Annotated in this window: 21 protein-coding genes; 10 read left to right on the top strand and 11 right to left on the bottom strand. The window is 38.8% G+C overall.

All coding sequences use genetic code 11. From position 1 onward, the window contains the following. Positions 1-33: 33 nt before the first annotated feature. Positions 34-762, top strand: a complete 729-nt coding sequence (locus A0J48_RS07240; RefSeq protein WP_200321701.1) for a DUF3891 family protein — start codon at positions 34-36, stop codon at positions 760-762. 495 nt (positions 763-1257) lie between these two features. Here A0J48_RS07240 and A0J48_RS07245 read toward each other — a convergent pair whose 3' ends face one another. The 3 genes from A0J48_RS07245 to psaK (A0J48_RS07255) form a co-directional block, all read right to left on the bottom strand. Beyond that, complete coding sequence (locus A0J48_RS07245; RefSeq protein WP_200321703.1) at positions 1258-2457, bottom strand: site-2 protease family protein; 1200 nt, start codon at positions 2455-2457, stop codon at positions 1258-1260. A 291-nt stretch (positions 2458-2748) separates the two neighbouring features. Continuing rightward, positions 2749-3024 carry a photosystem I reaction center subunit PsaK gene (gene psaK / locus A0J48_RS07250; RefSeq protein ID WP_200321706.1) on the bottom strand — a complete coding sequence of 92 codons (276 nt, stop codon included), beginning with the start codon at positions 3022-3024 and terminating at the stop codon, positions 2749-2751. 732 nt (positions 3025-3756) lie between these two features. Then, positions 3757-4008 carry a photosystem I reaction center subunit PsaK gene (gene psaK / locus A0J48_RS07255; protein WP_200321707.1) on the bottom strand — a complete coding sequence of 84 codons (252 nt, stop codon included), beginning with the start codon at positions 4006-4008 and terminating at the stop codon, positions 3757-3759. A 127-nt stretch (positions 4009-4135) separates the two neighbouring features. Here psaK (A0J48_RS07255) and A0J48_RS07260 point away from each other — a divergent pair, with 127 nt between their 5' ends. Further along, complete coding sequence (locus A0J48_RS07260; protein WP_200321710.1) at positions 4136-4771, top strand: phosphoribosylanthranilate isomerase; 636 nt, start codon at positions 4136-4138, stop codon at positions 4769-4771. Positions 4772-4965: 194 nt separating this feature from the next. On the opposite strand, the gene folE is transcribed toward A0J48_RS07260, so the two are convergent. From folE to A0J48_RS07285, 5 genes are all read right to left on the bottom strand, one after another. Continuing rightward, positions 4966-5673: a GTP cyclohydrolase I FolE gene (folE, locus tag A0J48_RS07265; RefSeq protein WP_200321712.1), complete on the bottom strand. Its 708-nt coding sequence runs from the start codon at positions 5671-5673 to the stop codon at positions 4966-4968. A gap of 151 nt (positions 5674-5824) precedes the next feature. Further along, the gene (locus tag A0J48_RS07270) at positions 5825-6550 is read right to left on the bottom strand and encodes an SDR family oxidoreductase (protein WP_200321714.1); all 726 of its coding nucleotides are present in this window, start codon (positions 6548-6550) and stop codon (positions 5825-5827) included. A 399-nt stretch (positions 6551-6949) separates the two neighbouring features. Next, positions 6950-7930 (bottom strand): acetyl-CoA carboxylase carboxyltransferase subunit alpha, encoded by a 981-nt coding sequence (locus A0J48_RS07275; protein WP_200321776.1) that lies wholly within the window; start codon positions 7928-7930, stop codon positions 6950-6952. Between the two features lie 292 nt (positions 7931-8222). Next, entirely contained in the window at positions 8223-9242 is a 1020-nt protein-coding gene (locus A0J48_RS07280) for a long-chain acyl-[acyl-carrier-protein] reductase (RefSeq protein ID WP_200321716.1), read from the bottom strand. A gap of 286 nt (positions 9243-9528) precedes the next feature. Further along, positions 9529-10224, bottom strand: coding sequence for an aldehyde oxygenase (deformylating) (locus A0J48_RS07285; RefSeq protein ID WP_200321718.1), 696 nt, complete (start codon positions 10222-10224; stop codon positions 9529-9531). A gap of 178 nt (positions 10225-10402) precedes the next feature. Here A0J48_RS07285 and A0J48_RS07290 point away from each other — a divergent pair, with 178 nt between their 5' ends. The 5 genes from A0J48_RS07290 to A0J48_RS07310 all read left to right on the top strand — a co-directional run bounded on the left by A0J48_RS07290 (position 10403) and on the right by A0J48_RS07310 (position 17979). Beyond that, the gene (locus A0J48_RS07290; RefSeq protein ID WP_200321720.1) at positions 10403-11230 is read left to right on the top strand and encodes a carbohydrate ABC transporter permease; all 828 of its coding nucleotides are present in this window, start codon (positions 10403-10405) and stop codon (positions 11228-11230) included. Between the two features lie 256 nt (positions 11231-11486). Beyond that, positions 11487-12251 (top strand): Uma2 family endonuclease, encoded by a 765-nt coding sequence (locus A0J48_RS07295; protein WP_200321722.1) that lies wholly within the window; start codon positions 11487-11489, stop codon positions 12249-12251. Between the two features lie 141 nt (positions 12252-12392). Beyond that, positions 12393-13514 (top strand): S1C family serine protease, encoded by a 1122-nt coding sequence (locus A0J48_RS07300; protein ID WP_200321724.1) that lies wholly within the window; start codon positions 12393-12395, stop codon positions 13512-13514. Positions 13515-13602: 88 nt separating this feature from the next. Continuing rightward, a complete protein-coding gene (locus A0J48_RS07305) occupies positions 13603-14136 on the top strand; it encodes a COP23 domain-containing protein (RefSeq protein WP_200321726.1) in 534 nt (177 codons plus the stop codon). A gap of 87 nt (positions 14137-14223) precedes the next feature. Beyond that, positions 14224-17979 carry a serine protease gene (locus A0J48_RS07310; RefSeq protein WP_200321728.1) on the top strand — a complete coding sequence of 1252 codons (3756 nt, stop codon included), beginning with the start codon at positions 14224-14226 and terminating at the stop codon, positions 17977-17979. A gap of 194 nt (positions 17980-18173) precedes the next feature. Here A0J48_RS07310 and A0J48_RS07315 read toward each other — a convergent pair whose 3' ends face one another. Further along, positions 18174-18383, bottom strand: coding sequence for a PIN domain-containing protein (locus A0J48_RS07315; RefSeq protein ID WP_325078591.1), 210 nt, complete (start codon positions 18381-18383; stop codon positions 18174-18176). Between the two features lie 116 nt (positions 18384-18499). On the opposite strand from A0J48_RS07315, the gene A0J48_RS07320 reads away from it, so the two are divergent. The 3 genes from A0J48_RS07320 (at position 18500) to A0J48_RS07330 (ending at position 20190) form a co-directional block, all read left to right on the top strand. Next, positions 18500-18763, top strand: a complete 264-nt coding sequence (locus A0J48_RS07320) for a transporter suffix domain-containing protein (RefSeq protein WP_200321730.1) — start codon at positions 18500-18502, stop codon at positions 18761-18763. A gap of 44 nt (positions 18764-18807) precedes the next feature. Next, the gene (locus A0J48_RS07325) at positions 18808-19101 is read left to right on the top strand and encodes a 4a-hydroxytetrahydrobiopterin dehydratase (protein ID WP_200321732.1); all 294 of its coding nucleotides are present in this window, start codon (positions 18808-18810) and stop codon (positions 19099-19101) included. Positions 19102-19377: 276 nt separating this feature from the next. Then, entirely contained in the window at positions 19378-20190 is an 813-nt protein-coding gene (locus tag A0J48_RS07330) for a type 1 glutamine amidotransferase (RefSeq protein ID WP_200321733.1), read from the top strand. Positions 20191-20535: 345 nt separating this feature from the next. Here A0J48_RS07330 and A0J48_RS07335 read toward each other — a convergent pair whose 3' ends face one another. Continuing rightward, entirely contained in the window at positions 20536-21579 is a 1044-nt protein-coding gene (locus A0J48_RS07335) for a 3-deoxy-7-phosphoheptulonate synthase (RefSeq protein WP_200321735.1), read from the bottom strand. 494 nt (positions 21580-22073) lie between these two features. Then, entirely contained in the window at positions 22074-22445 is a 372-nt protein-coding gene (locus A0J48_RS07340) for a DUF1823 family protein (RefSeq protein ID WP_200321737.1), read from the bottom strand. Positions 22446-22510 lie beyond the last annotated feature (65 nt).

Below are 22510 nucleotides of genomic sequence, written 5' to 3' on the forward strand. Positions count from 1 at the left end.
TTATGAATTAGGAATTACGAATTACGAATTACTATGATTGTCAATCCCACAAAAAATGGTTGGGAAATCATTTACCATCGCGCTCATGCTTTACTTGCGGCTCAATTAGCAGGACAATGGCAACGCCAAAATGCTCCCGCTAGATTGTATGAAACTTTAGCCGCAATTTCTCACCATGATGATTTAGAAAAAGAATGGGAGGAAGACAATCTAACTGACGCAGGTGCGCCAATGGATTTTATGCTGAGTACAGATATAGATATCCCCAAAATGGCTAGTTTGGCAGAAAATGCTCTTTACCGGGGTAGATGGGTGGCTTTATTAATTTCCAAGCACATTAGCCGTATTAATGAACCTCGGCGCGGTCAACTGGAAGAATTAGATATATTTCTAGATGAGCAACTTAAGCGCCAACAGCATTTGCAGACAGAATTAGGAATCGCGCAGGAACAGATAGATGCAGCTTATGCTTTTATGCAATGGTGCGATCGCCTGTCTTTGATCCTTTGTCAACAAGAACTACCAGCTGATGAACGATGGCTAGAAATTAGTCCAGGCCATGATGGAAAACGTTATGACATTATGCAACACCGCGATGGTTTAGTAACTGTTCAACCCTGGCCTTTTGAAAATGAACAATTTACAGTCAATGTCGAAGCCTGTAGTTTGTCTCAGGTCAAGTTTAACCACTGTCAAGAACTTTCTCAAGCTCTTCGTCAAGCTCCCATCAATGTGCTGGAATGGACATTCGTTAAAAGTTAAGCAGGTAGACAGGTGAAAGGTGACAGGTGACAGATGACAGGAATAAAAGTCTTTTAGAGTCTACGTTTTATCATCTGTTGACAAAATGTAAAGAAGTTGTTAACATTGTTAACATAAGTTAACTAATACCAACTACTAAATCGAAGAGAACGGCATACTCAAGGACTAAACGATTGAAACCCAGGGGTAATTAGTCCGTCCATCTCAACAAATCGGTCTAGTTACTGCACGATAAATCATCGTTTTAGTCATGGTGGTTCTTGGTACTAGTTAAGAAATACTGACATCGGTTTTCTATTGTTGACATTTGATCTTCTCCCAACGACCTCAGCTGTACCGCTGGGGTTTTTTGTTGCAACGTAAGCTATAGCAGGTGACAGGTGACAGTGGTAAAAGCCTTTGAGTGTCTAAGTTTTAGTTTTGTTTAATGTCCTAACCTGATATCGAACAAGGCAGTTATTTTTTTAATTTGGAAGTCCTCTCCCTACACACTTTTCACCCATTAACTACTGACTTTGCTATGACTTCTAGTTGCAACCCTGGAGGAAAACTGCCTTCTTCTTTAATCCGCTTAATTTCCGCTTCAGTGATTCGCAAATTTAATTTTTGTGCCAAACACTTGACAGTATCCCCCCTGTCAATCACACCAGCTACAGCACCCGCAGGAGAAAGTACCGTGATTTGGGGTAGCTGTTCCTTTTCTAGCTTGTTAATTACTTCTGCTAAGGAAGTTGATTCGGTAACAGTAGGTATTGTGGTGAGGGGATGGACAATGCTTTGCAAAGTTTGGGTTTCCCATTCACTTCTTTCGGTGGTTCGCAAATCGTCAACTTTTACCAAACCCCGGTAACGTCCATCAGCAGCAGCAAAGTAAATATGGGGGGAAGATGATTCTAAAAGATATAAGTCAGCAAACTCCCGCAATGTTTGATCTGCATCAACTACACGAAAATCACGGGTCATAGCATCAGCAGCAACTAACTTCAGCAGAGTTTCTTGTAATGTGGTTACGCGGTCGTAGCTGTTAGCATTGCGAATCCCAAACCAACCTAATAACACTATCCACAAACCCGTGATAAATTCCTTGGTCAAAAAATCTACTGCAAATCCTAAAGCGATCGCACCATAACCTAAAATCTGTCCAGACCTAGCTGCCAAATGTACGGCTTGAAAGCGATCTCCTGTGATTTTCCAGAGTGCCGCTTTTAACACCTGCCCCCCATCCAGCGGTAAACCAGGAATCAAGTTAAATAAAGCCACTATCAAGTTAATTCTGGCTAAATCCCTGACCATGAAACTGATGAGAGTAGTATCATGGATGACATAAGACACTAAATGTAGCAGTAAAAATAGGACAACACTTACCCCAGGACCGGCGATCGCTACTTGAAAAGCTTTACCCGGTGTTTTTGATTCTTCCTCTATCGCAGCAATTCCCCCAAAGAAAAACAGCGTGATGGAGTTAACCTTAATTCCTTGAGACTGTGCTACCAAGCTGTGACCCAACTCATGCAACAGCACAGATGCAAATAAAAGCAGTGCCATTACTAGTCCAGCACTCCAAGCGGTGACATTTCCCCATTGTTGGTAAGCAACCCCAAAATTTAAGGTTGCCAATCCCAAAACTACAAACCACAACGGGTCTAAAAACAGAGGAATACCAAATAAAGATCCAATTTGCCAATTTTTTTGCATTATATCTTCCTAAAAATAAATATTTACTATGCATTTTTAGTTGGTCAGTAAAGCACTTGACAAGTTTTATGCGCCAAGTGCTTTTATTAGCAACTCTAACAGATGAGAAAACTTAGATCTCAACAGACTCTCAACTCAGTCACCTTTCATCAACAGCGTGTAGGGAGATGGGGAGATGGGGAGATGGGGCTAGTAACTGAGAATAAACTTCTAACTTTTGCCTATTCCCTATTACCTATTACCTATTCCCTATTCCCTATTCCCTATTCTCTGTCACCTCCTAAAAAATCCCTATAAAATACCAAGATTAGTCAAACCTAAAACCGCAGCGACACCGATAATATGACCAAAACTCATTGCTGCTAAAAATGTACCAACACTGGGATGATTAAATAATGCTGGAAAAGGTAAAGGCATTTTCAGACCGACACGAGGATAGCGAATCGACCAGCCAGCAAGGACAAGCACTAATAGACAGCTGCCAACGATAACTGCTGTTTTTGACCAGTTCCACGTTGTTACAGTGTTGGGAACAGTAGCTTGAACTGCTAATAATATTGATGACATAACGATTATTCCTTCTGGGTAAATCAGCTAATTAATCCTTAGAATTTGGATGATTTCCATCTCTAAAGACACTCATCTTTATCTTCTGTCTGCTCAACTAGCTGATTCTTCTGTCAAAAGGAAGGTAAGTAGGTAGGCGTTGAAAATTATCGTTGTGGTAAAGGCAAAAGGCAAAAGGCAAAAGGCAAGAGGGGAAAGACTTTTAGCGATTTTACATTTTGTTACATACCTTGGTTTTTCCCTACCAACTTACTTAATATTTTAGTAAGGATTGAGGATCAAGAATACAGGATTGAGAATGAATTAGAGTTTTCTAGTCATTCTTGATCATTGATGAAAAAACTTGCTGATGGAGGATTCCTGCTACCAAAAAATATTCTGACTTCTGCACCAGAGGTCTGCGTAGCTTCTCCTGACTCCTGAATTCTTACATATTTGATTGTATTTTTGTTATTCAAACACAATACTATTTTGGATTTTAGATTTTAGATTTTGGATTCAGAATCCTTTTCTCTGTCTGGAAGCAGTAAATCCATTTGTCGTAATTATTTTTCCAATTAGTGTAATTGATAATTCGTAATACCATTTTGGATTTTGGATTTTGGATTTTGGATTGGGAATCACCTGCTGTATCAGAGTTTAAGATCATCTCTATAAAAAAGCGATAAGTAAAAATACGATTACTTACCGCATAATTTTTACTCTATAGGAACAGAGAGTAGCAAATTGTACTTATAAACGACCAATATTAGTCAGTCCCAAAACAATACCAATACCAATTACATGACCAAAAGCCATTGCACCGATAAACCCTGCCACACTAACGGGAAGTAAAGGGAATTGGGGTCCAACTTTGGGGGCTTTACTTGCTAAACTCAATAAAAGCACAACAAAACAGCTGGCACTGATAATGATTCCGACTGTAGGACTCCACTCAGGTGTTGCGGGAACGGATGCTGCGGCTAGTAAGATAGATGATAACAAGATGTATTCTCCTAAAATGAAAAAATGAAAGTAAGCCTACAAAATTATAGAATTACGTAGGACAAAGCAAAAGTTTTTCGGCTAATTTAGTTTAGTTTTGTAATTATTTTTAATTTCTCAAACTTAAATGCGGGTTAAAATTTGCGGCATCACTCAACCACAGCAGTCTATAGCGATAGCTTCTCTAGGTGCAACAGCACTTGGATTCATTTGTGTACCAACCTCTCCACGCTACGTCACCATAGAGCAAGTTCAGGCAGTAATAGCACAAATACCCAAAAATATTGATAGAATTGGCGTTTTTGCCAACAGTAGCATTTTACAAATCAATCAAACAGTAATGGCATCTGGATTAACTGGTGTGCAGTTACACGGAGATGAATCACCAGAATTTTGTTACCAATTGCGTCAGTCTTTACCCGATGTAGAAATTATTAAAGCTTTGCGAGTTCGCAATTTACAACATCTAGAAACTACAGCCAATTATATTGATTATGTAGATGCTTTACTACTTGATGCCTATCATCCTCAACAATTAGGAGGTACAGGTCAAACTTTAGACTGGCAAATGTTACAAGCATTTAGTCCTAGTCGTCCTTGGTTTTTAGCTGGAGGACTCACACCGGATAATATTTTAACAGCTTTAAGTCAAATTCATCCCGATGGAATTGATTTATCTAGTGGTGTGGAACTTTCACCAGGGGATAAAGATTTGGATAAAGTTGAATTGTTGTTTGCTAGGTTGAAGACTATATTGGTCTGATAGCGCAGCGTGGCGCAAGCCATATCAGGATATCCAGGATTTAAGGATTTTATGGCAGGTGACAGTGAAGAAAGCCGGGGAGGCAGGGGAAGTTGGGGAAGCAGGGGGAGAATATTAACTTTTGCCTCTTGCCTTGTGTTCCCTGTTCCCTGTTCCCTGTCTCCATGAAAAACTTTCTCAGCAAACCCTAATTACTAAAAGAATGCAGCTTGATGACGAATCAAGTTCAAGAATTCTTCACGGGTTTTTTGTTCATCTTGGAACACACCCAGCATTGAACTGGTAACTGTCCAAGAACCCGGTTTTTGTACACCGCGCATGACCATACACATATGGCTGGCTTCCATGACAACAGCAACACCTTTAGGTTCAAGAATAGTTTGAACTGCTTCAGCAATTTGTCGAGTTAGCCTTTCTTGGACTTGTAAACGACGAGAATACATTTCCACAATTCGCGCCAACTTACTTAAACCGACAACTTTTTGATTAGGGATATAAGCAACGTGCGCTCTACCCATAAATGGCAACATATGATGTTCACAGAGACTAAAGAAATTGATATCTCTAACCAGCACCATCTCGTTATGCCCTTCATCAAAAATGGCACCATTCACCAGTGCTTCTAAAGATTGATTATAGCCACTAGTGAGAAACTTCATAGCTTCAGCTACACGCTTAGGTGTTTTCAGAAGTCCTTCCCGTTCTGGATCTTCTCCAACACCGATGAGCATTGTCCGCACAGCTTCCATCATTTGCTCCATGTTTTCCTCGGAAGGAGGTTGCAAATTTGGTTGTCTGCCATCATGAGTATTGCGGTCAGGTCTGGTATTTATGGCTTGTGCTAAGTCAGAAATCAGAGGAGATTGTGAGCGATTGGAACCGTTGGAACTGGCGATAGTCATGGTATGAGTCTTGGTAATTAGTAATTGGTAATTGGCAATTGATAATTGGTGAGTCAGCGCGGTCTTGGGGGTTTTTCCCATCTAGGCGCTTCGCCTTCCCGAAGGGCAATTGGTAATTGGTCATGAAAACAATCAATGACTCAATTACTAATTAGAGAATGCCAGCATTAGACATCAGGGTTAATTCTTCAATCACTGCTTGCTGTGGTAACAAGGCTGTGTACAGAATTGTCTGAGCCACAATTTCTGGAGTTAACATTTTGGAACGGTCAAAGTTAACATGAACTGTTTCGGTGTCCCAAATTTCTGTATTGACAGAACCTGGACATATTGAAATAACACGAATACCGTGGCTTTTTTCTTCAAGTGCTAGGGTTTGAGAAAGTGCTAATAAACCAGCTTTGCTAACACAGTATGCCCCCCAACCAGCAAAAGCTTGTTTAGCAGCAATGGAGGCCACGTTGATAATTGTGCCACTGCCTCGTTGCCGCATCATTGGCAAAATTCCCATCATGCACTGAAAGACACTGGTGAGATTTAAATCCATTACCTGTTGCCAGTCTGCTAAAGGAGTTTCGCTTAAGTTGGCTGTGTATCCCATACCAGCATTGTTGACCAGAATATCTATAGCGCCGAATTCATGAGCGATCGCTTGGATTTTGGCTTGTACTTGGGACAAATCAGCTAGGTCTACAAAAAAGGCTTGTGCTTCCACTCCTGTTTCTTTTGCTGTTGCTGCTACTGCTTCCAACTTATCCTCAGAACGGCTAACCAAGGCGACATCTATTCCCGCCTTGGCAAAGGCCAAAGCCGTTGCTTTCCCAATTCCGCTGCTCGCACCAGTAATTAAGGCGCGTTGTTTCTGCTCAAAACTCATGGTGTCTCCAAATTTTTTTTGCAGTGCTGTGATTCAGTAGCTACCCATAAATTAAATAAATCTAAAAATCAGTTGCAATTTTTATGACAATTGCTATAATGCGTTGTCATTACGGGTATATTGCCTGTCATTAGAGCCACCAGTCAGGACGAAAGAGATCGACCGGAAAATTCAGGTTCTCAATTCCAGGCTAATTACTGAAAATCGTGCAAATGACCCAGTGTAATTGGGTTATTCTGCTGAACACAAAAACACAAATGCCTAGGGCTGATCAGAATTGTTAAAAATCTTTAAGCAGCCCTAGGCAATTATAGCACTGCTGTAGTGCTAATCAGTTATGTGATTCGATTTTGGATTTTAGATTTTAGATTTTGTATGCTCCCGTACTCAGCACTCAGTTTAGTGAGCAAGTTCGGTAAAGACACCAATTTTGCGGAATTTCTCATAGCGTAGTTGGCGGCGTTCAGTGGGGGTTAAGCGGTTGAGTTCGTCCAAGTTTTCTAAAAGTGCTTGTTTGAGATTTGTAGCCGCTGTTAAGGGGTCGGAATGAGCGCCACCGATGGGTTCAGGTAAAATTTGGTCAATAATTCCCAGGTTTTTGAGGTCGTGGGAAATAATTTTTAATGCTACGGCTGCTTGGGGGGCTTTAGCAGCATCTTTCCACAAAATAGCAGCACAGGCTTCTGGGGTAGCCACGGTGTAAACAGAGTGTTCAAACATGAGCAGGCGATCGCCCACGCCAATACCTAATGCACCACCTGAACCACCTTCACCGATGACTGTGCAAATAATTGGCACATCAAAGCAAAACATTTGCCGTAAATTATAGGCGATCGCTTCACCTTGTCCTTGATGTTCAGCTTCTATACCCGCCCACGCGCCCGGAGTGTCGATAAATGTGACAATGGGCATATTAAACTTGTTGGCGTGTTCCATTAACCGTAGGGCTTTGCGATAGCCACCAGGAGCAGCCATACCGAAATTGCGGACGACATTATCTTTGGTATCTCGGCCTTTTTGATGCCCCAACATGACCACAGGTTGTCCACCCAAACGACCGACACCACCAACTAAAGCTGGATCATCACCACCACAGCGATCGCCATGTAACTCCATCCATTCATCACTAATGGCTTGAATGTAATCGAGAGTGCTGGGGCGGCGCGGATGTCGAGCTACCTGCAATCTTTGAGATGGTGTCAAACTACTGAAAATTTCTTCCCGCAATTGCATAGCCCGTGTTTCCAGTTGGCGAATTTGACCAGAAACATCCACGCCATTTTCATCTGCCAGTTGACGAATTTGGTCAATTCTGGTAGCCAGTTCTGCTAACGGCTTTTCAAAATCCAACAGTAGGGGTTTTCGCTGAGTAGTTGCCATAGTTAGGGAATAGGGAATAGGGAATAGGGAATAGGGTGAGAAGACAGGGAGCAGGGAGCAGGGGAGATGGGGAGATGGGGAGATGGGGAGATGGGGAGATGGGGAGAAGTAAGATATCATGTTCTTCCTTCTGATAGCGCAGCGTGGTGAAAGCCATACTCCTGATAGCGAAGCGTGGCGTTTAGCCCTACCGAGTTGTTGACTCGTCTTCTTGTCACCACTCATGACTCATCGCTCGTTACTTGTCTGTCCCCTACACCTTACACCCCACACCCTACACCCTTTTCTTGGACTAAACTAATAATGGTTTAAATCCATGCTTGACGGAAACTTGGCCAATATGCTCCATTTTGTCTACGGTAATCTGATTGCGTCCCCAAGAAAAGTTTGTGTATAACTTCTCAAATTCCAGCAGCATTGATTCGGCGAAACAAGCAAATAATTGGCGGGCTGGAACTTCCATATTGACAATTTTCATGATTTTCCAGTCAATATCCAGGGAATGCTCCACTATCCCACCATTCAATACATACACTCCCGGATGCTGAATTTTTGTCCCTAGGTTTTTAGGATAGCCGCCATCAATCAGCAAACAGGGCTGCTTTAACGCTGTCGGGTCAATTTCTACGCCTTTTGGCATACTGGCCACCCAAACTACAATATCTGCTTGGGGTAGTGCTTCCTGTAGACCCATGATTTTACCACGTCCCAGTTCTGCTTGTAGTGCTTGCAGACGTTCTTGGTTACGGGCTATCAGCAGTAGTTCTTGGACATCTGTTTTTTTATCTAGCCAGCGTGTAACTGCACTACCAATATCGCCCGTTGCCCCACACACAGCTACAGTTGCTTTTGAGAGTTCTATTCCTAGTTGTTTGGAGGCTTCTTCCACTTGCCGACAGATAATGTACGCAGTGTGGGTATTTCCTGTGGTGAACCGTTCAAATTCTAATGTGACGTTTCGGACTTGCTTAAATTGCTCTAAATTAAAGTTCTCAAAAATAATTGAGGAAAAACCGCCTAAAGCCGTAATATCAATACCATGCTTTTGAGCATGAGCCATAGCGTTCAGTATTTTGCGTGTTGCCGCCTTAATCCGCCGATTCGCCAGCATTTCCGGCAAAAAGCAAGATTCTACATACTTTCCTTCAATCTTTTGACCAGTGATGCTGGTCACGGTGATGTGATCAACAATTTGCGGCGGGGCGCTACACCAAAAATCTAGCCCTTGGTCGGCATATTCTGGATATCCCAATTCTTGAGCTACGGATTGAGCGTGTTCTAAACTTGTCAGATGTCCAATTAGACCAAACATTATTGATATATTAGGCGTGTGCTATGAAAAGCGGTGAATCAGAAATAATCTCTAATTCTTAAAAATACTACATCCAAGTATCAAAATAATTCGTAATTCTTGAAAGGAGGTCAGGAGTATGGCTATAGCTTGCGTGAGGACGTAGGAGTCATACGCTACGCTCCGCTATCAGGAGTATGGCTAACGCCACGCTCCGCTATCAGGAGTATGGCTTTCACCACGCTGCGCTATCAGAAGGAAGACTATGATATCTTACTTCTCCCCATCTCCCCATCTCCCCTGCTCTTTAAACTGCTGCTAGTCCGTAGGCAGAAAGACGCATAATGTCACGAGTGGTAAAGCCAATGTTACTTAATGCTTCACCGTATTGAATCATAAAGTCTTCTACTAAAGCGTCTTTTTCCATTGCTAATATTTTGGCATCTTCTTCTACTTGGTTGAGCATTTTCCAGACAATGGGCAGATTTTGGCGATTTGCTGCTTCTAGTTCGGCTTTGGATTCTGCAAAGTGTTTTTGAAGCCAAGCTTCACCAAAGTTAAGATGGCTGTATTCTTCTTTAACTACGCCTTCTGTAATTTTGCGGGCAAAATCATCAGCTACGGGAATGTAGATGTTATAGGCAGCGATCGCAAAACATTCGATGATCAAAGCCTGAATCAGTAGGCAGGTAGCAATTTTGCCTTCTTTGGCTGCGGTTTGGAAGTTTTGATGCAGTCCAGAGAAAAACTCCTTAGCAAATTGCATATCTGGGGTAACTTGCAAATTGCGTCCACAAGCTTCAAATCCTTTCTTGTGACGACTTTCCATCTTCGATAGCCGTATCAGTTCCTCTTTGCTGTCTGGCAACAGTTCACCCAGTGTTATGTAATTTTCATGAGCTTCTTGTTCGCCTTCAATCACAATTGCATTAATCCGGCTATAAGCGTCTTTGTATTTTTCACTTTGGAAATCAATTTTTTCTTGTTCAACAAGCTGCTGCATGGTATGTTTACTCCGTAACCCTGAATTATTTGATACTGAAATTTTAATTACCCATTCAATCTAGGGTAATGATCACTGTGATTTAATTTAACTTAACAAGAAATTATGGTGATTAGATTAGTTTTTACTAGAGGTGATGCTCTAATACTAAAAAATGACTGTTTTGGAGGCATAACCGATGTCCAAGCCAAATTGGAATCTGAAAAACACAAATTTTTGGAGCCTGGTACTGTTACTGCTAGGAGCATTTATTGTTTTACTGCCTTTGATAGTGGTCTTTCTCACCTCCTTGACACCTGTGGGTACAACTCCAGGAGTTTTGGGAAAAAATAACTGGACTTTGGCCAATTACCGCGAAGCTTGGGAACGGGGGAAGTTTTTACTGGCTTTTGCTAATTCTACCTTGGTAGCGATCGCAGTTACAGTTTTTCAAATTATCACATCTGCTCTGGCTGGTTACGCCCTCGCTAGGCTGAAATTTCGCGGTAGACAAGCAATATTGCTGGTTGTGTTGGCAACTTTGGTGATTCCGTTTCAGCTATTGGTGATTCCCATCTTTTTGGTACTGAAGTGGGGACATCTGATTAATACCTATTGGGCTTTGATTTTACCCACAGCGGTCAATGGCTTTGGCATTTTTTTGTTACGTCAATATTTCCAGACAATTCCCGTAGAATTGGAAGAAGCTGCTGCCATTGATGGAGCGAACAGATTACAAATTTTATGGCAGATTATGTTACCTTTAGCACGTCCGGCTTTGGTAACGCTATTTTTGTTCACCTTTATCGGTGAATGGAATGATTTATTCAAACCATTGGTATTTACCACTAGACCAGAATTAAGAACTGTACAGTTGGCTTTAGCAGGGTTTCAGGAACAATTTACGAATAATTGGCCGTTAATGATGGCAGCGGTAACAATTACTACTGTACCTGTAATGGTGTTATTTCTAATTGGTCAAAAGCAGTTTATTCGCGGTATTGCGGCAACGGGGATTAAGAATTAGTCAGAATCAGGATATCCAGGATTTTTGGATATACAGGATGTAGATTTCTGTTTTTTTCGTGTCAAGTCTTGACAAGACGCAAAAAGCAAATTACACTAATGTTATGAGTAGAAATCTGTCCGCGCATATATAGTAAAAATTTTAACTCTCAGCATCATTATTTTTCCTAAATCAAAAAGTCGTTAAATCCTCTAAATTGATTACTTAATTTTATCCTGTTAATCCTTAAATCCTGAACATCCTGATTCAGACAAATATGTATCAAACTGACCCACCTCGTCCTGCTAAGGAATTCCTACCCACAATGTATGATCTTCCTAGTGAAAACCCAGAGGAAACAGGTTTGCCAGACGAATTTCATATTTTACAACCTCAGTTACTACGGGAAACTTTTTGTCCTCCTAACTTCCCGGAAAATCAAATATTTATCGCCACAGACTTAAATCTTTATTATGATGTCCATCATCCGTTATGGTATAAACGCCCTGACTGGTTTGCTGTTGTTGGTGTATCAAGATTGTATGAACAACAAGAATTGCGTCTGAGTTATGTGATTTGGCAAGAAGGTGTTAATCCTTTTGTGGTGGTAGAATTTATTTCGCCCGGAACAGAAAAAGAAGATTTGGGTAAAACCTTACGTGACGCTAACCAACCTCCAACTAAATGGGAAGTATACGAAAGAGTTTTAAGAGTACCTTATTATATAATTTTTGACCGTTATACTTACCAGTTAAGAGCATTTCAATTACAAGGAAGTAGTTATTCTGAATTAGAAATAAATCAATTTCGTGTGTGGTTAAATGACATTCAACTAGGTTTAGGATTGTGGAACGGTTTCTATCAAGGAATTGAAAGGCAATGGTTACGTTGGTATGATGCTTTAGGTAATTGGGTACTGACACCAGAAGAACGGGAAAGAAAACAAAAGGAACGAGAAAGACAACGCGCAGAAAGATTAGCAGAACAATTACGCACTCTTGGTATTGAACCTGATGTTAGGGATGATGAAGAGGGATACTGACATAAATGTGATTTAACTCAACTTAGAAATTCTTAGTCTTATTGTTACAAAAATAGTAACGGTGGCTTGGTTTTGGTATATATCCTGCATAATCATTTAAATACAGTGCGATCGCTACCTTAAACCATCCCCTGTTCACAAATGAACATAAAACCATACTTGACAGCAACCTTTACAGGGTTTGTTATCTTATCCATACAGGCTCTAGCATCACCGAATGGCTGGGCTTTTCCCCAACCCAATTCTAACTCTTTCATAGCCCAAAACTCGGAAGAACAAACGCGAATTCGAGTTAGTCAAAAAGCAAGTCCGGCTGTAGTTTATATCTACGCACCTCACTCTAATGGACGTGATGTTAATACTGGCAGTGGCTTTATTGTTAGTGCTGATGGTTTAATTATTACCAATGCTCACGTTTTGGAAGATGCAGCTAGTAAAACTGTTAGCGTAGTTTTGGCTGATAATAGACGGCTTCCGGCTGACATAATTGGCTTTGGTAAAAATGGTCTAGATTTAGCAGCAATTAAAATTCGTAATCAGAATAATCTGCCCACATTATCCTTAGCCAAATCATTCAAAATTGGACAATCTGTATACGCCATTGGTAGTCCTTTGGGTTACAGAAATAAAAATAATTTTACCGCAGGTGTTCTTAGCAATATTGACACTTTAACAGGAGTAATTAAACACGATGCTCGGATTAATTCTGGTAATTCTGGAGGTCCATTACTCAACTCCCAAGCGCAAGTTATTGGTGTGAATACATGGTATGCAAAAGATGAAAATGGAGTTAATAGTGGTATTAGTATTGCCATTTCTGTAAACAAACTTCAAGGTTTTTTAACAGCACTTCGTCAAGGGAATATTTCTTCTAGGAGTACATTATCAAAAACAGAGATAAAAAATCCTGCTCAACTATTAAGCATGAATGGTAGAGCGATAAATGATGATCTCACTCAAAGCGATAACACTTTAGAAGATAAAAGCTACTTTAAAACCTACATCTTTGAGGGTAAAAAAGGTCAAAAAATATCAATTGAAATGAATAGCACGGAAATTGATCCATTTTTGCAAATTCGTGATTACCGGGGGGAAATATTAGCAGTAAATGACGACATAGCACCTAATAATTTGAATGCCATAATTGCTGGCGAATTACCAGCAGATGATAAATATATTGTCATTGCTGGCGCATCTAAATTAGGCATTTCAGGCAGATCACTAACAGGGAATTATAGCATTACTGCCACTTTTCTTCCTTAGTAAAACCAACACATCTGTAGGGGTTTGGCAATGCTAAATCCTTACCCGAAATTCACAAAAACAAACCAAATTACGAGATCAAAAAACCATGAAATCAGCATTTTTAGCCACATTATTATTAACCACAACATTAGCATCTGCTCCTGTTTTTGCTCAAGAAGAGTCAAATAATCAAACTCGCTTCTTCTGTGCAGAAACCTTAAATTCCCAAACTCAAAAGCGTGTTCCTACTACTGTTTATTGGACTCCAAACTTCAAAAAACAAATGGTAATTTGGACATCTGTTTTAGCTGGATATAAACCACAAGAACGTTGTCAAAAAGTTTCTGATAATTTCCAAGTTGCTTCAAATAATGGCAGTCTCAATTACATTACAAATGCTGTGCTGAATGGTAGTAAGGTAATTTGTTCTGTGCGTTCAACAGATGGTGCTTGCGATACTGTATTATTTACTCTGCGTTCTCAAGACAGTTCTAAAGAAGTTCTCAATCAATTAAATCTACTAATTTATGGACCGGCTACTAGTACGGACTCTATTCAACAAAGTTCTGGTGGAGAACCAAAATTTTACATTGATATTCGCCAATTCCTCAATACACCACCATCAAATAAGATTAAATAACTAGACTACTAGATCCCCAATTTCTTTAAGAAGTCGGGGATCTGAAACTTTCTAAAATCTACCTATCCACCCAAACAAAAAAACAACATGAAAAGCCTATTCTTCACTCTCATCTGCACAACTGCTTTATTAACTATCCCTCAACAATTGTTCTTGATTTCTCCTCAACCAGTCACCGCACAACAACCCACACCACAATTATTAACCACAGAACAATTACAAGATTTAGCTAAATCTATCACTGTGAAAATATTAACAAAAAATGGCAGTGGTTCAGGAACTTTAATTGCTAAAAATGGTAATGATTACACCGTTATAACAAATGATCATGTTGTAAATCAAGATGGATCTTATCGGGTTCAAACACCTGATGGCAAAATTTATTCGGCTAATGTGATTAAAGAAAAACCACCATCTTTAAAAAATCAAGATGTGGCTTTATTACAGTTTGAATCAACAGCAGAATATACGATAGCCTCTTTAGGAATTTCTTCACCTATCGCAGTAGAACAAAAAATTGTCGCGGCTGGATTTGTTAATGATAATGCTAAGTTAATTTTCACAGAAGGAAAAATTTCTCTGTTACCAGATAAGAGTTTTCAAAGAGGTTATCGCATAGGTTACAGCAATAAAGTTCAACCAGGAATGAGTGGAGGTCCTATTCTCAATTATCAAGGTGAAGTGATTGGGATTAATGCTGTTCATGCTTATCCTATTTCTGACAAAATATATGTATTTTCTGATAACTCTCAACCCAGTGCAGCCGAACGTCAGCAAATGCGTCAATATAGTTGGGGTGTACCGATTTATAGTGTTGCTAAAGGAGTCAATGAAGTTATTGCTAAATCTCCTGGAAAGATTGATAATTCTGGTTTAACTGCTAAAAAAGGTTTGATTAATGATATTGATAAAATTGCCCAAGAAATTACGGTTTTCATACCTACTGCCAATGGTCTTGGTTCAGGGGTAATTATTGCCCAAAAAGGTGATAGTTATTATGTGTTGACTGCGGATCATGTGGTTTATGATCGTCAAGATAACACAGGATTTCAAAAGAATTTAGAAATAGTCACACCAGATAATCAAAGATATGCTGTAAATGTGAGTAAAATCAACAGAATGCCAGGAGTTGATTTAGCAGTTGTGGAGTTTACAAGTAATAAAAAATATCGAGTTGCAACTTTAGCAAAGTATAGTTTAGAAAATCAGGAAATGAAGGTTTTTGTTTCTGGGTTTCCTGGTAAAAAGCAACAAAATAAAAACAAGCCTCAGCGCATTATGACTGCGGGAAGTGTGATGCCAAAAGACACTACTCGCTTAATTACTTATGTAAGTTTCGCTAATCAAAGTTCTCTGGAAAATCAGTTTTCTTTTCCAATTGCTTCAGTTAAAACAGTTTTGAGTGATGGTTATGAGCTACTTTATACTAATATAACTGAGGAAGGAATGAGTGGCGGTGCAGTTTTAGATACCCAAGGGAGAGTAATTGGTATTCATGGCAGAGTTGAAGGTGAAAAATCACTCGATTTTGATGGTGCAGTGAATTTAGGTCGGAGTTCTGGTATTCCCATTAGTACCTTTTTAGGTTTTGTTAAGCAGGTGGGAATAGAGTCAGATTTAAAGATAGAAACTACTCTACCAGCAAAATTAAAGAAGCAAGAGGAAGATTTAATTAGTGAATATTTATTACCTTTAGATGAAGTTCCCAAAGATAGCGATGATGAAATATCATGGTTAAATTATGCCAATCAACTCTGGCGTTCTCAGAAATATGCAGAAGCAATAAAAGCTGTTAATAAAGCGATTGAGAAAAAACCAGATTTTTATCAAGCTTGGTATCTTAAAGGTTTGATATTCAACACTGATAAAAAATATCCAGAATCTATTGCTGCTTTGGATAAAGCTTTGAAAATTGAGCCAAAATTTGCTCAAGCTTGGAAATTGCGGAGTAAAGTGCTATTTAATTTAGATAAATATTCCGAAGCCTTGGCCTCTGTTGACAAAGCCATCGCTCTGAGTCCTAATCAGTTTGATCTTTACTTTTCGCGAGGTTTATCGCTTGCTCAATTAAACCGTCATCCTGAAGCAATTGAGGCTTACAATCAAGCTATTAAAATTTATCCCCTCTTCAAACAGACTTATCATTTCCGTGGTTTCTCCTATCTGATGTTACAAAACTATCAACAAGCCATAGCTGATTTGACTCAAGCCATTCAACTTGACCCTCAAAATGCCGACTACTACCAAGCAAGGGGTTATGCTTACGTTTTTTTCGACAAGCCACAAGAAGCCATAGCTGATTTGACTCAAGCCATTCAACTTGATCCTCAAAATGCCGACTACTACCAAGCAAGGGGTAGAACTTACTATTTTTTCGACAAGCCACAAGAAGCCATGGCTGATTTGAATCAGGGTATTCAACTTGACCCTAAAAATGCCGACCACTACGAAGCAAGGGGTTATGCTTACTCTCGATTAAAGAAGTATCAAGAAGCTATAACTGATTTGACTAAAGCCATTCAACTTGACCCTAAAAATGCTAAATATTACCACATCAGAGGTTTGCAGTACGGAGGTTTAGAAGATTACAAAAAAGCCATAGAAGATTTAACAGAAGCTATTCGTCTTGACCCTAAAGGTTTCTCATACTATGCATCTAGGGGTTTTATTTACTTAGGGTTAAAAGACTACAAACAAGCTATATCTGATTTAACAGAAGCTATTGGTCGTGACCCTAAGAATAGACCATACACTATGGCCGGTTTCAGATACTCTGAATTTAAAGATAATAAAATAGCCCTTAGCTCTTACAATAGAATGCTTGGTCTTGTATATTTAAGTAGGGCTGATGCTTACGTTGAAATAAAAGAATACAAACAGGCGATTAATGATTACACTCAAGCCATTAAACTTGACCCCAAAAATGCCAGCTACTATAGTTTTAGGGGTAATGCTTACCTTAAACTAAAAGAATACAAACAGGCGATTGATGATTACACTCAAGCTATTAAACTTGAACCCAAAAATGCAAGATACTATGTTGGTCGGAGTCAGGCTTACATTCAACTAAAAGAATACAAACAGGCGATTGATGATTACACTCAAGCTATTAAACTTGACCCGAAAAATGCAATATACTATGCTCTTAGGGGTTATCCTTACTTTAAATTAAAAGAATACAAACAGGCGATTGATGATTACTCTCAAGCTATTAAACTTGACCCCAAAAATGCTAATTACTACTACATTCGAGGTATGGTAAACTATGAATTTAAAGACTACAAACAGGCGATTTATGATTTATCTCAAGCGATTAAACTTGACCTAAAAAATGCTGAATACTACAAAATTCGAGGTGTTGTAAACTATGAATTAAAAGAATACAAACAGGCGATTGATGATTACAACCAAGCTATTAAATTTGATCCAAAAAATGCTGATTACTACTACTATCTTCGAGGTTTAGCAAACTATAAATTAAAAGACTATCAACAAGCAATTAATGATTTGACTCAAGCTATTAAAATCAAACCTGAATATCCTGAAGCATACACCAATTTAGGCATAGTTCACTATGAAATGGGAGAAGTAGAAACAGCAATTAGTAATTGGCGAACTGCGATAAAAATAAATAGCAATTTGGCAGAAGCACATCTAGCATTAGGTGTAGCTTTGTATGCCAAAGGCGATAAAGAAGCGGGTTTGAAATCGGGAGAAACGGCTTTAAAATTAGATAAACGTTATGGGAAGATAGAGTTCCTGAAAGAGAATAATTGGGGTGAGAAGTTAATAAAAGATAGTCAGAAGTTTTTGAATAATCCCCGGATGAAAGGTTTGATTTAGCAGAAAGATTAGCAGAACAATTACGCGCTCTTGGTGTTGAACCTGATTTTGGTGATGATGAATAGAATATAGCAATTCCCATTCCAGTGAGGTACAAGCAGTAATGATTAAACGCAGATGGACGCAGATAAAAGCAGATAATTTTGTACTTAATTAGACTAGGAAATGCTATGGGAGTTCAAGATAATTGCAATTCAAAATACAGAACGCCAATTCTCAATTTGCAAATGGGGTACTCTTTGAAATTCTCTCACATTAGATGTAACGACAATGTGATTATGAGTTATTGCTGTTGCTGCGATAAGTACATCATAAGCACCTATAGGAGAACCTGATATTTTCAAAATACTTCTGATTTCGGCAGATTGCTCCGCTTCTTTAGAGCCAAACGTTAAAATTGTAATTTAATTTAAGTTTGCACTCTTTCCTTTGCGTGAAACAAAAATCTACAATGTCAGCTAAACTACTCCAACCAAACCGATAAAAATACTAAAATTAAATTCTGTCACCAACAAAAAATATGCAAAAGTTGGGTTTGGTTTTAGTTATTGTCTCATTTTTACCCTGGCTCACAATTGCTGTAATTGTGCCATTTTTGCCAATTTCCGTAGCTCAAAAAGCCCTGTTAGTACCAGCGTTATTGGTTTTTGCCGAAGTTATATTTTGGTTAGGTGCGCTACTCCTAGGGAAGGAAGTAGTACAGCGATATCGACGTTATTTGAATTTCCGTTATCTGCGGATACTAGTAAAAAGATGGAAACGAAAAAACAAAAACAGGTTTTAATTAGTTAAAATAAGTATTTATAAATCTCTGTGTAAATTAAGAAAATGACAGCACATAAACTCAGCGAAACCGAACTACAACAAGCCCTCAATAGTTTACCTGGATGGCAAATTAAAGAAGGCAAATTATACAAAGAATACAAATTTAACTCCTTCCCGACTGCCTTGGGTTGGATGGTGACAGTAGGTGTTCATGCCGAAACAATGGGACATCACCCAGAATGGTTTAATGTTTACAACACAGTTCGCATAAATCTTGTTACTCATGACATCGGTAATGCTATCAGTAATTTAGATGTGGAACTAGCGCAAAAAATGGAAGAAATATATAATTCGTAATTCGTAATTATTAATTTTCTCCGATCTTTCCTTGTCACCTAAGCAGAAAGGCGTGAAAAAACCTCTTCCCTCCTACCTTCTGCCTCCTGCCTTCTGCCTCATTGGTGACAAGTTAAGGCTGTAAGACCATCGTTGAAGATTGGGAAAAGGAGCGGCGGAACTACTATAAATCAAAAAATGTTACTTAAAACACAAAATTACTATAAAAGATGGATAAATCGAAAAAATAAGGTAACATTGAACCCACATTAATTTGAATTGTGAACGTGAAGATTGATGAGTTCTGCAAAAATGGAAATTATTATTGGTTGGCTATATCCTCAATTGATGAGTACCTATGGCGATCGCGGCAATGTTATAACTATAGAACGTCGCGCTCAATGGCGGGGATACAATGTTAAAGTATTACCCCTAGACCAGAACTCCACAGCAGACGACATAAAATCAGTAGATGTAATAGTTGGTGGAGGCGCACAAGACCGTCAGCAAGAAATAGTCATGCGGGACTTACAAGGCGTAAAAGCTGACGCAATGCGGGAAAAAATAGAAACCGGCACACCGGGAGTTTTTACCTGTGGTTCTCCTCAACTACTAGGACATTATTACGAACCAGGTTTTGGACAAAGAATAGAAGGTTTAGGAATCTTAGATTTAGTTTCTATCCATCCTGGGGAAAATATTAAACGTTGTATTGGTAATTTAGTTATAGAAGTTACAGCTTCACGGCTTGCACAAGAACTGGAAGCAATGACAGGAACTAAACCCTATTTAGTCGGGTTTGAAAATCACGGTGGACGGACTAAATTAGGTAAAGTGGAAGCTTTAGGGCGTGTGGTGTACGGCTTAGGTAATAACGGAGAAGATGGTACAGAAGGTGCATTTTATCAAAATGCCATAGCTACATATTCTCACGGACCATTGTTACCTAAAAATCCCTTTGTTGCAGACTGGTTAATTCAAACAGCTTTAAGGCTGAAATATCAACAAGAAATTCAAATTTCCCCCTTGGATGATACCTTGGCATTGCAAGGACGGGAAGCAATGTTTAAACGATTAAGGGTGAATTTACCTGTGGCAACTAAAGTGTAAAATACGTAAGCATTCAGCCGTCAGCTATCAGCAAAATCCAACAAAAACACAAATACCCAGGCTTTTGATTTCTCTCATCAACACTTGTGGAATGGAAATAAAGTTCCAGTTTTATTACCAAGTTTGTCTATCTATAGTTGAAAGCTGATTACTGATTACTGATTACTGATAGCTGAATACTTACTCTACTGTTTATGTGCAGAAAATTAGCTCGATTTTTTGATTTATCTATAGGACTCCTATTTGATTTTTGATAGCTTGCGTGGCGTAGCCATACAGAACTCAGTACATACTGAAAGCCTTCTTTCCTGTTCCCTGTTCCCTGTTCCCTGTTCCCTATTAAATTTACTTGAGTTTGGCGTGAGCAGCTAAAATAATTTTTTCTGTTTCCTCCCAACCAATACATTTATCTGTGACTGAAACACCATATTGTAATTCTTCACGTTTTCCGGTAATCGGTTGACTACCTTCATATAAATTAGACTCTAGCATCATGCCGACAATTGAGGTGTTACCATCCACTATTTGCTGAACTATATTTTCTAATACAAGCGATTGTAATCTGTAGTCCTTATTGGTATTGCCATGACTACAATCAATTACTATTCTGGGTGGTAAATTTTCCGCTTTTAATTGTTCTTCTACTAGTCGGATATTGTCTGGATCAAAGTTAGGCTGACTTCCCCCTCGTAAAATTACATGACCATGAACATTGCCTCTAGTTTGAAATACACTGACTTGTCCTTTTTGATTAATTCCTAAAAAATTATGTGGGGTTTTAGCTGATTTTAAAGCATTCAAAGCCACATTAATATTACCATCAGTACCATTTTTAAAACCCACTGGCATGGAAAGACCACTAGCCATTTCTCTGTGAGTTTGTGATTCAGTTGTTCTCGCTCCAATTGCTGACCAAGAAACCAGTTCACTAATATACTGAGGAATGATGGGATCAAGTGCTTCTGTGGCCGTGGGTAAACCTAATTCGGCAAGTTTTAATAACAGACTTCTGGCTATTAATATCCCGCGTTCTACATGAAAGGAATCATCCATTTCTGGATCATTAATTAAACCTTTCCAACCTACTGTTGTTCTTGGTTTTTCAAAGTAAACCCGCATAATTAGCAGCAGTTTATCTTGAACTTTTTCAGCTAAAACTTTCAACCTTTCTGCATATTCTATCGCTGCTTTGGGGTCATGGATTGAACATGGACCGACTACAATAAATTTTCTACTATCTTGAAAGTCTAGAATATTTTCTATTTCTTGTCTGAATTTCAAAATAGTGTGTTCAGCAGATTTTGTTAAAGGTAATTTGGCTTTGACTTCATTGGGAGTTAAGAGAACGTGCGAACTTTTAATGTTCGTATTAATTAATTTGTTAATCATGGCGTAAATCTCCTGCTGGGCGTAAGCTGATTTGTGTGTAAATTAATACTATACACAGTATAAAGGAAAAATACAAGGTTAGGCAATAATCAGTAAGTAGACAAAATAAAATGATTACCCCTGTCAAAAAATATGAGATATGTTTGCTGTCTTTTATATCGCTTCTGGTCTAAAATATTACCATTTTGAATTGAGGATGAATACAACATCAGCTTTTTAGAGATAGAGAAGGGTTGGTTTATTTACGTCGTTATGCAATCACAAAATTTATGTCAAATACTGCTTTAAATAATAAAATTAATTGCTTGAGCTAGTACATTTATCATTAGATATAAATTATTAGCCTGATAGCAAATTAATATGAAGCTGCATAGAATAAAATATCAAAAATCATTGATTGAACGCAGATAAACGCAGATAAACGCGGATAAAGATGGATTAATCAATGGATTTGAGGATTCTGTGCAGCCTCACATAAAATTGCTAAATGATACCTATAATACTGAGTTTAATTGCATATAACTTAATAACCAATTTGCTGCTGTGGCTCTGCGCGTTTGTCTAGGCCCAAATTCACCGATTTTGTAACCTTTAAAGCCTAGTTTTTGTTTGAGTAGTTGTTTATTTTCTTGAGGAATGGAACGAGTCAATTTCATGGTTGCAGGTCGAGATTCTAGAAAATTCGGTGGTTCTGGGTATTCATCTCGCCATTCTACTGCTACGGAACTAGTATCCCATTTTTCAGATAGGGAATCATAGCGATAGCCTAAGTGATGCCATACTAATTTGTTAACTGTAGAGTCATCAATTGTATCATTAATGATTGCCCAAATTGTTTCTGTATTGAGTGGTGGTAATGTAGACATAAGCAAGTTAAAGTTTGTCAGTAATATTGGAGTTCATGAACAGTAGGTTGATTGTATCGTTTTAG

This window comes from Sphaerospermopsis aphanizomenoides BCCUSP55 (assembly GCF_001586785.1).
Lineage (GTDB): Bacteria > Cyanobacteriota > Cyanobacteriia > Cyanobacteriales > Nostocaceae > Sphaerospermopsis_A > Sphaerospermopsis_A aphanizomenoides_A.